This window comes from Microbacterium algihabitans (assembly GCF_032464975.1).
GTDB lineage: Bacteria > Actinomycetota > Actinomycetes > Actinomycetales > Microbacteriaceae > Microbacterium > Microbacterium algihabitans.
Genome location: NZ_JAWDIU010000001.1, coordinates 590,035 through 603,506, shown reverse-complemented (window position 1 = coordinate 603,506; position 13,472 = coordinate 590,035). Strand labels below are relative to the sequence as shown.

Annotated in this window: 15 protein-coding genes; 4 read left to right on the top strand and 11 right to left on the bottom strand. The window is 69.9% G+C overall.

Features of this window, described 5'->3' with window-relative positions:
• Positions 1-28: 28 nt before the first annotated feature.
• The 4 genes from RWH43_RS02825 to RWH43_RS02810 all read right to left on the bottom strand — a co-directional run bounded on the left by RWH43_RS02825 (position 29) and on the right by RWH43_RS02810 (position 5,355).
• Positions 29-2,035, bottom strand: a complete 2,007-nt coding sequence (locus RWH43_RS02825) for an ABC1 kinase family protein (protein ID WP_316000623.1) — start codon at positions 2,033-2,035, stop codon at positions 29-31.
• A 54-nt stretch (positions 2,036-2,089) separates the two neighbouring features.
• On the bottom strand, positions 2,090-2,314 hold the full coding sequence (locus RWH43_RS02820) for a hypothetical protein (protein ID WP_316000622.1): 225 nt from the start codon (positions 2,312-2,314) through the stop codon (positions 2,090-2,092).
• Positions 2,315-2,495: 181 nt separating this feature from the next.
• Positions 2,496-3,821 carry a UDP-glucose dehydrogenase family protein gene (locus tag RWH43_RS02815; protein WP_144829550.1) on the bottom strand — a complete coding sequence of 442 codons (1,326 nt, stop codon included), beginning with the start codon at positions 3,819-3,821 and terminating at the stop codon, positions 2,496-2,498.
• Between the two features lie 76 nt (positions 3,822-3,897).
• Positions 3,898-5,355, bottom strand: coding sequence for a sugar transferase (locus tag RWH43_RS02810; RefSeq protein WP_144829547.1), 1,458 nt, complete (start codon positions 5,353-5,355; stop codon positions 3,898-3,900).
• Positions 5,356-5,715: 360 nt separating this feature from the next.
• Here RWH43_RS02810 and RWH43_RS02805 point away from each other — a divergent pair, with 360 nt between their 5' ends.
• On the top strand, positions 5,716-6,819 hold the full coding sequence (locus tag RWH43_RS02805; protein WP_144829545.1) for a PIG-L family deacetylase: 1,104 nt from the start codon (positions 5,716-5,718) through the stop codon (positions 6,817-6,819).
• 6 nt (positions 6,820-6,825) lie between these two features.
• On the opposite strand, the gene RWH43_RS02800 is transcribed toward RWH43_RS02805, so the two are convergent.
• From RWH43_RS02800 to RWH43_RS02790, 3 genes are all read right to left on the bottom strand, one after another.
• Positions 6,826-7,044, bottom strand: a complete 219-nt coding sequence (locus RWH43_RS02800; protein WP_144829542.1) for a three-helix bundle dimerization domain-containing protein — start codon at positions 7,042-7,044, stop codon at positions 6,826-6,828.
• 9 nt (positions 7,045-7,053) lie between these two features.
• Positions 7,054-7,578 carry a YbhB/YbcL family Raf kinase inhibitor-like protein gene (locus RWH43_RS02795; RefSeq protein WP_316000621.1) on the bottom strand — a complete coding sequence of 175 codons (525 nt, stop codon included), beginning with the start codon at positions 7,576-7,578 and terminating at the stop codon, positions 7,054-7,056.
• 70 nt (positions 7,579-7,648) lie between these two features.
• On the bottom strand, positions 7,649-7,930 hold the full coding sequence (locus RWH43_RS02790; protein ID WP_144829537.1) for a hypothetical protein: 282 nt from the start codon (positions 7,928-7,930) through the stop codon (positions 7,649-7,651).
• 186 nt (positions 7,931-8,116) lie between these two features.
• Between RWH43_RS02790 and RWH43_RS02785 the strand changes: the two genes are divergently transcribed.
• Positions 8,117-9,187 (top strand): PIG-L family deacetylase, encoded by a 1,071-nt coding sequence (locus RWH43_RS02785; protein ID WP_186325408.1) that lies wholly within the window; start codon positions 8,117-8,119, stop codon positions 9,185-9,187.
• A gap of 72 nt (positions 9,188-9,259) precedes the next feature.
• On the opposite strand, the gene RWH43_RS02780 is transcribed toward RWH43_RS02785, so the two are convergent.
• A complete protein-coding gene (locus RWH43_RS02780) occupies positions 9,260-9,679 on the bottom strand; it encodes an organic hydroperoxide resistance protein (RefSeq protein WP_144829531.1) in 420 nt (139 codons plus the stop codon).
• 26 nt (positions 9,680-9,705) lie between these two features.
• The gene (locus RWH43_RS02775; RefSeq protein ID WP_144829529.1) at positions 9,706-10,185 is read right to left on the bottom strand and encodes a MarR family winged helix-turn-helix transcriptional regulator; all 480 of its coding nucleotides are present in this window, start codon (positions 10,183-10,185) and stop codon (positions 9,706-9,708) included.
• 136 nt (positions 10,186-10,321) lie between these two features.
• Here RWH43_RS02775 and RWH43_RS02770 point away from each other — a divergent pair, with 136 nt between their 5' ends.
• Positions 10,322-10,459 (top strand): hypothetical protein, encoded by a 138-nt coding sequence (locus tag RWH43_RS02770; RefSeq protein ID WP_186325407.1) that lies wholly within the window; start codon positions 10,322-10,324, stop codon positions 10,457-10,459.
• Between the two features lie 7 nt (positions 10,460-10,466).
• Here the strand turns inward: RWH43_RS02770 and RWH43_RS02765 are convergent, their stop codons facing one another.
• Both RWH43_RS02765 and RWH43_RS02760 read right to left on the bottom strand, forming a co-directional pair.
• Positions 10,467-11,756, bottom strand: coding sequence for a hemolysin family protein (locus tag RWH43_RS02765; RefSeq protein ID WP_316000620.1), 1,290 nt, complete (start codon positions 11,754-11,756; stop codon positions 10,467-10,469).
• Positions 11,757-11,919: 163 nt separating this feature from the next.
• Positions 11,920-12,405 (bottom strand): hypothetical protein, encoded by a 486-nt coding sequence (locus RWH43_RS02760; protein WP_144829523.1) that lies wholly within the window; start codon positions 12,403-12,405, stop codon positions 11,920-11,922.
• Between the two features lie 142 nt (positions 12,406-12,547).
• Between RWH43_RS02760 and RWH43_RS02755 the strand changes: the two genes are divergently transcribed.
• Positions 12,548-13,384 carry an alpha/beta fold hydrolase gene (locus tag RWH43_RS02755; RefSeq protein WP_144829520.1) on the top strand — a complete coding sequence of 279 codons (837 nt, stop codon included), beginning with the start codon at positions 12,548-12,550 and terminating at the stop codon, positions 13,382-13,384.
• Positions 13,385-13,472 lie beyond the last annotated feature (88 nt).

Below are 13,472 nucleotides of genomic sequence, written 5' to 3'. Positions count from 1 at the left end.
GCATCCGGAGACCATCGATTCGCGCGTGTCAGCCTTTTCTGGTGAACGTTCTGCGGACGATGCGCAAGAGTCCGAGGAATCCGAAAAGGCCGATCACGGCGCCGAGCACGCCGAACAGCGTGATCGATCCGCCCAGAACGGGACCCCCGCCGGCGACCACGAGGACCACGGCGAGGACGACGGCGGCGATGGAGACCAGCGTCGAGGCGATCTCGGCGGTGGTGCGGCCGAGGATGCCGCCCACGTCGTCTCCGCTCTCGCCGCGGAGGGTGATGCCGATCGACCCCTTCTCGGCGCCGGCGAGGAGGTTCTCGAGGCGACGGGGGATGCGCTGCAGCCGGGCGAGCGAGATGACGCTCTGCGCTTGCAGGTCGGTGAGCATCTTCTTCGCCGAAACGGTGCGCCGCAGAAGGCTCGGCATGAGCGGGAGGGCTTCTCCGACCATGTCGAAATCGTCGACGATGACCCGGAGGCACCCCTCGAGCGTGGCGAAGCTGCGGAACGCCGAAGCCAGCTCGCCCGGGAGCGCGATGTGGTGTTGGCGAATCACATCCACCATGCGGGTGAAGATCGAACCCTGCCCGGTGGTGCGCAGGTGTTCGGTCGTGAGCACGATACCGACATCGTGGCGGAAGGCCTCGACGTCGAGGTCGTCGGGAGGATCGACGATCAGCAGCAGGGCGTCGGTGGCCGCGACGTCGTTCTCGCTCAGGGCGGCGAGCAGGAACGCGGTCATGTGCTGGCGACGGCTGCGCTCGATCACTCCGACGGCGCCGAAGTCGATGAGCCCGAGGGAGCCGTTCTCGCGGAGGAGGACATTGCCCGGATGCAGATCGGCGTGGAAGACCCCGTAGACGAGGATCTGTTCGATCACCGTCGACATCAACACCCGTGCGAGCCGTTCCCGGTCGTCGGCGGTCATCGCTGCCAACCGCTCGGCGGAATCGCTCAGTGCGGTGCCGTCGACGAGCTCCATCGTCAGGACGCGCTGATGCGAGGCTGCCGCGTGGATCCGCGGAACGGTGACCATGCTGCGGCGGTCGGGCTGCGCGCGGTCGATGAGATCGACCGTCGAGGCGACCATCATGGTGTTGCGGGCCTCGATGCGGTAGTCGAGCTCCTCGAGCAGGGTGGCGGTGAAGCCGCGCGCGACCGACTCGATGCGCAGATCGCGCCCGACGCGCGTGCGCATCTCGGCCCGGTGCGCGAGTCGGCCGATGATGTCGGCATCCGCCTCCACTTGGGCGCGCGCGGCGGGACGCTGCACCTTCACGACCACGGCGGTGCCGTCGAGAAGGTGTGCGCGGTGGACCTGCGCGACGGAGGCAGCGGCGAGGGGAGAGGGGTCCACGTCGGCGTACACCTGATCGAGGGGGCGACCGAGGTCCGTCTCGATCACCGCCCGCACGGTGTCCCACGGCAACGTGGTCGCCTTCGTCTGAAGGGAGGCGAGCGCGCTCAGGTAGGGCTCCGGGATGAGGTCTCGGCGGGTCGAGAGCACCTGCCCGAGTTTGACGAAGCTGACCCCGGCGTCGTTGATGGTCGCGACGATCGCGTTCGCGCGTTCCTCGGAGGTGCTCAACTGCTCTTCGACCCGTGAACGACCGCCGTGGAACAGCCAGCCGACGCCGTGACGCGAGGCGATGGCGAGGATCTCCAGGTACCGGCGCGTGCGCTTTCGCTGGCGCAGCGCGGCGCGTACGAGATCGACGGGGTTGGGGAGCGCGCGCGTGGGGAAGATCGCCTCGCTCGCGACCAAGGCGGCGACGCCCAACGCGAAGACCCACGCGAGGGAGAGGGCGATCAGCCCGACCCACAACCACACGTCGTCCGCGGGGATGGGCGTCGTGGCATCCGGAAGCCCTGTCTGGCGCAACGTCCACTGCGTGAACGGCACGCCGAGGAAGAAGACGAGCAGGCCGACCGCGATGCTGCGTGGCCACCCCACTGCGGTGCCGAGGACGCGGCGCGCCACGAACCCCACGAGCACCGCAGACACGATGGCGGAGATCGAGATGAGCAGAGTGGCGACCACGGGGTCAGCGTATCGGCCCGTCACTCACCCGCCACGAGGCGGACGCGCGGGCGGTCAGTGGTGGAGTTCGCGCAACAGCTTCTTCCCGCGCTTCTCCGCCGCGGACGCGACCTTCTTGGCAGCCTTGTGACGACGCTTGCGTGCCCGGGGGTCGTCCCAGAGTCGCCCCAGTTGGTGCCCGACCGATTCGCGGTTCTTCACCTGCACTCGCGACGAGCGCGCACCGACGACGTACGCGACGACCGCGATCGCGCCGATCAGGATGATCTTGTTGCGCATGGCATCCTCCTCTGGATCCGGATCCGCCGCGTGCCGACACGGAGGTCGTGGGCACGGACGAGACCCTCATCACTCAGACGTGTCGACCACCGCATTCGTCACGCGATTCACGACGGGCGACGCGCAACGACGACGAACGCCCCGACCGGAAGGGGTCGGGGCGTTCGTCATCACGGGAGGCTCAGGGGCGGCCCATGCCGAAGTAGGTCCATCCGGCCGCACGCCAGGCTGCGGGGTCGAGGCAGTTGCGGCCGTCGATGACGACGCGGCCGCGCGCGAGCGACGCGGCGTGCTCGGGGGAGAGCTCGCGGCGGTACTCGTCCCACTCCGTGACCACGATCACGGCGTCGGCATCGCGCAGGGTCGCGTCGAGGTCGGCGTCGTAGGTCAGCTGGGGATGGATGCGTCGCGCGTTCTCGATCGCGGCCGGGTCGGTGAGCGTCACGTGAGCACCGAGCCCGTGCAGGCGGACGGCGACGTCGAGCGCGGGGGAGTCGCGGATGTCGTCGCTGTGAGGCTTGAAGGCCGCACCCAGGACGGCGATCTTCTTCTCGAAGACGCTCCCGTCGAGCGCCTGCGTGGCGAGCTCGACGGCGCGGTCACGACGGCGCAGGTTGATCGCGTCGATCTCGCGAAGGAAGGCGACGGACTCGCCGCGACCGAGCTCCTCCGCGCGAGCGGAGAAGGCGCGGATGTCCTTGGGCAGGCATCCGCCGCCGAAGCCGATCCCGGCGCCGAGGAATCGTCGGCCGATGCGGGCGTCGTGGCCGATGGCGTCGGCGAGGGTCGTGACATCGGCTCCGGTGACCTCGGCGATCTCCGCCATGGCGTTGATGAAGCTGATCTTCGTCGCGAGGAAGGCGTTCGCCGACACCTTGACGAGCTCGGCCGTGGCGTAGTCGGTGACGATGAAGGGCGTGCCCTTGGCGATCGACGGGTGGTAGACCTCGCGGAGGACCTGGGCGCAACGCTCGCCCTCGGCCGTCGGGGCACCGTCGTCGGAGGGGACGCCGGCCACGAGACGGTCGGGATCGACGGTGTCCTGTACGGCCCAGCCCTCGCGGAGGAACTCGGGGTTCCACACGAGGGTCGCACCGCGCTCGGCGACGCGCGGTGCGAGACGCGCGGCCGTGCCCACGGGAACAGTCGATTTTCCGGCGACGATGTCGCCCTCGCTGAGGAAGGGCAGCAGGGCGTCGACGGCCGCGTTGACATAGGTCATGTCGGCGGCGTGCCCACCGGCTTGCTGCGGGGTGCCGACACCGATGAAGTGCACCACGGCGCCCTGCGCCGCGGACATCTCGGTCGTGAACGACAGACGACCAGAGGCGATGCCCTCGGTCAGAATCTCCTGCAGACCGGGCTCGAAGAAGGGGGCCTCCCCGCGGGAGAGCGCCGCGATCTTGCGCTCATCGACGTCGATCCCGACGACCTCGTGACCGATGGAAGCCATCGCGGCGGCGTGCACCGCTCCGAGATAACCGCATCCCACTACAGACAAACGCACGATCAGAGCCTTTCGAGTTGGTGTCGACGCGTCCCCGCGGGGCGGAGGCGCGTACCCGCGATGACGCGGGTGAACTTCACGCGGCGGTTTCGCCCGGCGCCAGGGTGGCGCGGGCGGTTTTGCCGAGGATGACGAAGTCGCCGAGGAGCGTCCAGTTCTCCACGTAGGAGAGATCCAGTCGCACCGACTCCTCCCAGGATAGAGAGGAGCGGCCGCTGACCTGCCACAGACCGGTGATCCCGGGCTTGGCCAGGAAGCGGCGGTGCACGTGATCGGCGTAGACGGCGACCTCGGACGGCAACGGAGGACGCGGGCCCACGAGCGACATCGAGCCGCCGATCACGTTGAACAGCTGGGGGAGTTCATCGAGGCTGAACTTGCGCATGATCCGCCCGATCGGGGTGACGCGCGGATCGTTCTTCATCTTGAACAGCACTTCGTTACCCGAGTCGCGGTCGTCGGCGGCCAGCTGCGCCAGCAACGCCTCGGCATCCACCACCATCGACCGGAACTTGATCATGGTGAACTCGCGTCCGCGGAAGCCCACGCGGGTCTGCCGGAAGAAGATCGGCCCCTCGCTCGAGAGCCGCACGGCGGCCATGAGGAACAGCAGGAGCGGGCTGAGCAGCACGACGCCGACCGATGCCGCGATCAGGTCGACGCTGCGCTTGAGGAAGCTCTGCCCCTTGGAGAACTTCGGGGTCTCGACGTGGATGAGGGGGAGCCCGGCGACGGGGCGCGTGTGCAGGCGCGGGCCGGCGATGTCGACGATGCTCGGGGCGAGCACGAGGTGCTGACGACCCGCCTCGAGACTCCAGGAGATCTGCTTCACCTTGGACGCCGGCAGATCGTCGGCGCTCGTGATGGCGACGGTGTCGGCGCCGGTCGCCTGCAGGGCGCGGGTCACGTCGCCGACCTGGCCCATCACGGGGATCGAGGTCCCGGGGATGACGTCGGCGACCTTTCCGTTGGGGACGCATGCCCCCACCACTCGGTAGCCGGCGCTCGGCGTGCGGGCGAACTCCTGGGCGAGGTGCGTGACCGAGGGGAGGGATCCGACCAGGAGGACGCTCGCCGAAGACAGGCCGCGCGAGCGCTGGAACACGAGCCACTGCCGCCACATCCACCGCGTGAAGATGAGTACGAGGATGCCGGCGGGGAGGCTGATGAGGAGATAACCGCGCGCGACGTCGATCTGCGTGAGGAAGGCGACGATGGCGATCGTGCCGAAGAGGCGGAAGCTCGAATCGGCGATGCGCACGTATTCCTGCGAGCCGGTGCCGATGACGCGGTCGCTGCGGGAGTCGACGAACGACAGCGACCACATCCACGTCACGATGACGATCGCCGAGAAGACCCAGTACGACAGATCCGAGATGCGGCTGTCGCTGCCTGCGGCGACCTGCGCGTTGCCGAGGCCGAACCAGAGCAGCTGCGTGCCGTAGACCACCCAGACGAGCGCGAAGAAGTCGGTGATGGCGAGGTTGCGTCGGTAGCGGCGCCGCCACGGGTCGGGGGACGGCGCTGGGGGCACACGAGGCGCGACGGTCTGCGGCCCCGGGGTCTGCGCCTGTGGGTCGTCAGGAAGCGGTGCGTCCTCGGCGGGCAGGCCCGTCCGCACGTCAAAGGCCACGATGTGATGCCCCTCCCCCGGGGTTCGAGCGCGCCGATATCGACTTGTGAAAGATAACAGGCTCGATTCGTCGGCGTCGGCGACCTTTGCGAACTGTCATTCGTCCGAAACATGAACGTTGCGTCCGTGCGCGGGACGGCCGGGTCGTGGCGGCGGGAAGGACGCGTCGTTTACACTCGGGGCGGGCCGGGGGGACCCCCGGTGTCCGTCATTCTCGGCCTCGCCAGGGCGAGACCCCCACCCGCCGCCGGAAGGCCTTCGATGTCACGCGCTGATCTGCGCCCGAGGCCTCCGCGCCGACGCCTCTCGGCGGGGCTCATCGCGGCGCTCGCCATGGCCGTGGTGGTCGTCAGCGCCGTCGCGGGTGTGTTCGCGTTCGCCCTCCTGCGACCCGGTGGCGACCCCGTCGCGGCCTCCGCGTCACCGTCGGCGTCATCCGTTCCGACGAAATCGCCCTCGGCGCAGCCGACCCCCACCGCGAGCGACACGCCGACTTCGACTCCGACGCCGCCTCCGCCTCCCGCGGTGTCTTCTCCCGCGGCTCAGCCGTGCGAGTCGGGCGCGACGATGCTGACGGTCTGGGCGCATCCCGACGACGACATCATCTTCGCCAACCCGATGATCTCCGACGCCCTCGCTGCCGGCGAGTGCGTCCGAACGGTCTTCGTGACCGCCGGCGACGCGGGCAAGGGGATGGGGTACGTGAAGGCGCGCGAGCTCGGCATCCTCCGCGCCTACAACGCCATGCGAAAGAACGACGGGCTGTGGGATGCGCAGGAGTTCGACCTCTCCTCCGGGCTGCACGTGCGACGGCTCAGCCCCCAGGGCGACGCGCGCGTGTCGGTGCTGTTCCTGCGCCTTCCCGACGGCAACATCACCGACGGGGGATTCTCGGCGACGGGCTACGCCACCCTGAGCAAGCTGTGGGACGGGCAGAGCGCGACGCTCGCGCCGATCGACGGCGGATCCGCCGTCTCGCGCGATCAGCTCGTCGCGTCGATCGCCGAACTCGGAGCCGCGCTCACTCCCGCGCAGATCCTGACGCACATCCCGCGCGGCAGCGCCTTCGCGCCCGGGGACCATCCCGACCATTCGGTGGTGGGCAGCCTCGTGCGCGAGGCGATCGGAGCGAACGCGACCTTGGCACCCGGCATCCGGTACTTCGTCGGCTACCCGTCGCAGAATCTGCCCCGCAACCTCGACGACGCGACCCTCGACGCCAAGGTCGACACGTACCGCATCTACACCCAGCAGGACGACGTCATCCGGTGCGCGGACCGATCGGCGTGCCTGAAGACGCGGAAGTTCGGCGAGTGGCTGCAGCGGTCGTACCCCAAGACCGAGGCAGAGCTCCAGCTGGGCTGAGCGGGATCAGCTCTCGTCGAGGGAGTTTTCGACGGCGGTGCGCGCGTCGCGCTCGGCGATGATCTCGACGAAGTCCTTCACGGGGGCGTCGGCGTATTTGTCGACCGCCGCCACCGCCTCGTCGTGGATGACGTCGGACGGTGCGGCGGGGAAGCGCGCCTGAACGCGCTCCTCCACTTCGGCGATCGTCTCGTCCTTGTCGAAGCCCTCGCTGCGTTTCGTCATGGCCGGACCTCAGTGCTGGTAGGTGCCGTGCAGGATCGCGCGGCCGAGCGTCTTGAACGCCAGGTTGAACGAGACCACGGCGGGGGAGGCGTCGGCGTCCACGCCGAGGGTGTCCTCGCCCACGGCGTGAACGACGAAGAAGTAGCGGTGGATCTGGTCGCCCTCCGGCGGTGCCGCTCCCATGAAGCCGGCCTCGCCGCCGTCGTTCCGCACGTGGAACGCGCCGCCGGGCAGTTCGGCGGCGGCCGCGCCCGTCGCCAGCTCCGTCACGTCGCCGGGGAGGTCGACGAGGACCCAGTGCCAGAACCCGCTCGGGGTCGGCGCGTCGGGGTCGAAGCAGGTGACGACGAACGATTTCGTCCCCTCGGGTGCCCCCGACCAGCGCAGGTGCGGGGAGGTGTTGCCGCCGTCGGCGACCTGGTCGTCCTTCAGCGGCTGTCCGTCGGTGACGTCGTCGCTGACCACCTCGAACGAGGCGACGGCGGGGAGGAGCGGGTAGGGGTCCGGAGTCTGCGCGCGGGAGAGGTCGACCATGACGGGCACGTTAGGCGGCGCAGGTGACGTGTCGCGAGGGCTTGCACCGTGCCCGGCCGACCGGTAGCGGTCAGCGGGTGACGGCGAGGAGCGAGCGGGCGACGTCGTGGCATCCGCCGGGTGAGGGAAGGCCGTAATCGACCTCGACGACCGTGCGGAGTTCGGCCGCGAGGTCGTCGGCCGTGGGGGCGCTTTCCAGAGCTCCGAGGATGGGGAGGATCAGGTCGTCGTACTCGTCGGCGGGCCAGCCACGACCGATGTGGTGCACGCCGATGGGGTCCCATTCGTTGAGGATTTCGCGGATGCGGAGGGCTTCGGGAGACAGTGACCGCGGCGGTGAGGACGTCTGCATGCCCCGAGTGTGGGCAGTGCGCTTCGGAGTGGGCTGAGCGTCGGCCCAGCGCTGGGTGTACGAAGAGTGCAGAGAGCGTCGCGAATGCCGTCGCTCGGAGGTTCTTCAGCAGGATCATCGACGAGCCGATGTAGCGTCGGTAGCCGATATCCGCCGCCGGGGGGCGCTGTACAGGACGGAGTCGCCGTGAGTGACATCGACGAGCCTTCGGGCGGCGACCCCGCGCGCGGCGGCGACCAGTCGTCGCGCAAGAGCGGACTGTCCCGGCGCACGCTCGTCTTCGGGGGGATCGCGGTCGGCGGCTTGGCCGTGCTCGGCGGGGGAGCGCTGGTGTACCGGGAGGTGCGACGCGCCGCGGGACCCGAGGGCAGCTGGGTGAAGTTGAGCCCGATCGTGCCGCTGCCCGAATCGTCGCCCGGCGCCACCTCGCCGGCGTTCGAGCAACCGGGGGCGGACACGACGGTCGCCGTCTGGGCCCACGCCGATGACGACATCATCTTCGCCAACCCGCATCTCGCGGGGATCATCGCCTCGGGCGCGACCCTGCGCACGGTCTTCGTCACGGCCGGCGATGCGGGACGGGGCCTGGAGTACGCGAAGCTGCGCGAAGCCGGCATCCGCGCCGCCTACGACGACATGCGCGGCAGCTCGGAGCCGTGGGACGAGAAGCAGATCACGTTGCTCAGCGGCGCGCGGGTCACGCGCTTCGTGCCGTCGGACGACGATCGGCTGTCGATCACCGTCCTGCGGCTGCCCGACGGCAATCTGAGCGCGAAGGGTTTCCCCGCCACCGGCGATGCGGGCCTGACGCAGCTCATCAACGGCACCGTGCCGGCTCTGCAGCCCATCGATGACGGTCCCACCCTCGACAGCGGGCGCCTGTCGCAGACCGTCGCCGAGTTGATCCACGCGGGTCGGCCCGACCGCGTGACGACGAACGTTCCGCACGAGAGCGCCTTCGCCCGGGGCGACCACCCCGACCACTCGTGCGTGGGATCGCTCGTGCGCACGGTCGCGGCGACGGCGGGGGTGGCGGCGGAGGCCATCACCTACTACATCGGTTATCCGTCGCAGCACCAGCCGCCGAACGTGCTCGGCGCGGACCTCGATGCGAAGGTGGCGGCCTACCAGACCTACGCCGCGCACGACCCCGTCGTGACGTGCGACTCCGCCGCGGCCTGTCTGGCGCAGCCGGGGTTCGGTCAGTGGCTGCGGCGCTCGTATCCCAAGACGGACGGCGAACTGCAGCTGCACTGAGCCTGTCGGGAAGGCCCAGGACGGAGCGCGATACGTGGGGCTCAGCGCTCCGCCCCGGGGGTCGAGGGGAGGTCAGTCCTCCGAGACGGTGACGGTGACCTCGATGTTTCCGCGGGTGGCGTTCGAGTAGGGGCAGACCTGGTGGGCCTCGTCGGCGAGCTGCTGGGCGAGCTGCGCCTCGATGCCCGGCAGGACGACCTCGAGCAGAACGGCGAGCTGGTAGCCGCCCTGTCCGTTGGGACCGATGTGCACGCGACCGCCGACCGACGAGTCGGCGAGCTTCACCTTGTGGCCGCGGGCCACCGCGTGCAGCGCGCTGTGGAAGCAGGCGGCGTAGCCGGCCGCGAACAGCTGCTCGGGGTTGGTTCCGGCGCCGGATCCGCCCATCGCCTGAGGGACGGCGACGTCGAGGTCGATGTAGTCGCCGGCGGTGACGTGGCCGTTGCGGCCCTCGCCGGTCGAGACGGCTTCGGCAGTGTAGAGGACGTCCATGGGGGTTCCTTTCGTGGGGCGGGGCATCACGCGGTGGTGCGTGGCGCCCGGGATGCGGCGATCACTGGTTCGGGGTGGTCCCGCAGGTCTTTCATGGCCTCGGTGAGCTGGTGCAGCGCGTCGATCAGCTCGCGCGCGCTGTCCATGTCGGGTAGGCCCGACCCGGCCGCGATGCAGCGGGGCACGTGGGCGAGTTCGGTGCGCAGGGCCGTTCCGCGCGGCGTGAGGGACACGGTGACGACGCGCTCGTCGGGGCTGCGGCGCGCGCGCGTCACGTATCCCGCGGCCTCCATGCGCGCCAGCATCGGCGAGAGCGTGCCGGAGTCGAGCTGGAGCGCCTCGCCGAGGCTGGTCACGCTCTGGTCGCCGTCGGTCCACAGCGTGACCAGCGCGATGTACTGCGGATAGGTGAGGTTCCAGGGCTCGAGCAGAACGCGGTACGCCTGCGTGGTCGTGCGGTTCGCCGCGTAGAGCGCGAAGCAGACGAGGTGGTCGACAGCGGGCATGGCAGAACTCTTGCACACAACTCAGTTGTGCACAACTTAAATGAGAATCGCTCGCCGTCCGCCATGGACGCAGACGGACCATGGGCCTGATGTCAAGCCCTGACATCCCGACCGCCGACGCCTCAGCATGGGTCGCATGACCAGCCGCAGCGACGCGAGTTTCGCCTCGCCCTCGGGATTCCTCCCCGACGGCGACGGCGACCTGCTCGCCATCAACGGGCACCACTTCGACCTCGGCACGCCTTCGACGTTCGCGGGAGGCGGCGCGGTCTGAACCCGCGTCACCCGCGGTCGGGCTCGATGTCGTCGGCGGGATGCCGCGTCACCAGCAACTGCGAGACGCGCCGACGTTCGATCGCGCTCACCTGCAGCGTCGCTCCCTCGACCTCGACGGTGTCGCCGACCCGCGCGAGTCGTCCCAGGCGCTCCACCACGAATCCCGCGACCGTGTCGGACGCGCCGCGGGGGAGGGGCACGCCGGTCGCTTCTTCGAAGTCCTGCAGGTTGAGTCGACCCTCGACGGTGCCGTGCTCTCCCTCGGACAGGGGCTGCTCGGCATCCGTGTCGTACTCGTCGAAGATCTCGCCCACCACCTCTTCGACCAGATCCTCCAACGTCACGATCCCGTCGGTGCCGCCGTACTCGTCGACGACGACGGCGATGTGACTGCCGTCGGCGCGCATCGCCGTGAGGGTCGGCAGCACTCGCGCCGTCGAGGGGATGTAGCGGATCTCGCGCATGACGGCCGAGAGCGGGCGGCCGGGCTCGTCGTAGAGGTCGCGGACGTGGACGAAGCCCACGACGTCGTCGATGGTCTGCTCGGCGACCGGGTAGCGCGAGTAGGGCAGATCGCGCACGCGTTCGGCCGCCTCGGCGATGGTGCCCCCGGCGTCGAGCGTCACGACCTCCGGGCGCGGGCGCATGACCTCGCTCACGTGCCGATCCCGCAGCGACAGGACATCGTCGAGGATGCGACGCTCGTCGTCGGGAAGCCCCTCGTGGCTGGAGACGATGTCGCGCAGCTCTTCCTCGGTCAACTCCTCGCCGGTCTTGTCGGGATCGCCGCCGAGCAGTCGGACCAGCAGGTTGGTCGAGACCGACAGCAGCCAGATCACCGGTCGCATGAGCTTCGCGAAGCCGTTCAGCACCGGCGCCACCGTGTAGGCGAACGCGGCGTTGCGCTGAATCGCGAGGCGCTTGGGCACCAGCTCTCCCAGCACGAGCGAGAGATAGGCGATCACGAGCGTCAGGGCGATCGTCGCGACCGTCGCGGCGGCGCCCTGCTCGAGGCCCAGAGAGACGAAGAGCGGGGTCACGGAGGGGGCGATCGACGAGGCGCCGTACGCGGCCGACGCAAAACCCGCCACGGTCACGCCGATTTGGACCGCCGAGAGGAAGGTGTTGGGGTTGCGCGCGAGATCGGCCACCTTCTGGCCGCGCTTGCCCCGCGACGCGAGCGCGTTGACCTGGCTCTCGCGCAGGGTGACCAACGCCATCTCGGTCGCGGCGAACACGCCTCCGATCAAGACGAACACCACGACCAGGACGATGTTGAGAGCGAGGTCGTTCACCCGCCGGCCCCGTTCTCTCCGGAGTTCGCGCCCGGGGTCACCCGGGCGTTCGGACTGTGACCGTCGGGACCGCAGGCGTGGCTCATGCGCCGAGTGTACGGAGCGTGCGCTCGGTCAGCGCCGTGAAAGCGGGGGGTTGCGCCGGGATGCGCTCGTCTGCTCGTCAGCGGATCGTGCCGTCGGCGCCCGAGACCCGGACCGTCTCGCCGCCCTCGCGTTCGATGACCCACACCGAGGTTCCGCCCTCGTCCTCGAGCTGCGCTTCGTCGACCGCGGCGTCGCCACCCTCGCCCGCGGCGATGCGCACCGCGTCGGCCAGGGTGGTCGTGATCGCGTCGAGAGCGGTGCGGTCTTCGTCGTCGAGCGCGTCGGCGTCTTGCGAGGACTGCACCGTCGCGCCGTCGGAGCTCACCCGCACCTCGATCGCGCGGTCGCCCGTCGCCACGTGCACCTGCCACTCGCCGTCGTCGGTCTCGAGCTCGAAGGCTCGGCCGCCGGCGCTCGCCTCCGCCGTGGTGATGGCCCGGACCGCCTCGCGGTCGGATGCGGCGGCATCCGTTCCTCCCGCCGGGGTGGACGCGCATCCGCTCAGCGCGAGGGCGGCCGCGGCGATGAGGGCGATGGCGGCGGGGAATCGGATCGAGGCCATGCCCGAAGGCTAATCAGCGCTCCCGCTCGACGCAGGGTGTTGCGCGCGGGGTCGTCGGTGTGCGTTCGGGGGGCATTACCAAGCGGCGGCCGACCCGTCAACGGTGGCCCGACGTCCAGCTTCGGGTTTGATCATCGCCGGCATGAGCGAGATCACCGCACACCATGGACTCCTGACCGACATCGACCTCCACGTCGACGACACGGGCGGCTCCGGTCGCCCCGTCGTCCTCATCCACGGCTGGCCCCTCTCCGGCGAGTCGTGGGCGCACCAGGTCCCCGCCCTCGAGGGCGCCGGGTACCGGGTCGTCACCTACGACCGGCGCGGCTTCGGCCGCAGCGACAAGCCGCGCTCGGGCTACGACTACGACACCTTCTCGGACGACCTCCAGGCCGTGCTCGAGGCCCTCGACCTGCGCGATGTCACTCTCGTCGGCTTCTCGATGGGCGGCGGCGAGGTCGCCCGCTACCTGACCCGGCACGGGGCGGACCGCGTGCACAGCGTCGTCTTCGCGTCGGCGGTGCCGCCGTACCTCGCGAAGACGGACGACAACCCCGAGGGCCCTCTCGACGACGCGACCGCCGACGGGATGAAGCAAGGGCTGAAGGACGATGAGAAGTCGTTCTACCACCAGTTCACGACCGACTTCTTCTCTGTGAACGGCGAGCTGGTGGTCTCGGAAGCCGATCGCGCCGAGGCGGAGCGCCTGGCCGACCAGGCCGATCACCACGCCGCGCTGAAGTCGATGGAGGCATTCGCCACGACGGACTTCCGCGACGATCTGCCCAACGTGACGGTGCCCACGCTCGTCATCCACGGCGACAGCGACGCGACCGTTCCGTTCGAGGGGTCCGGCAAGCGCACGCACGAGGCTGTCGCGGGCAGTGAGCTGCACGTCGTCTCGGGCGCCCCGCACGGCGTGAACGTGAGCCACGCCGAGGAGTTCAACCGCGTGCTGATCGACTTCCTCCAGCGCTGAGCCCTCCGGTCGCCCTCTCGATCTCGCCCGCATCCGCGGAGGGCGCGACCTTTCTTCGACGCCCTCGTCACCATCGGTGGCGGGGGCG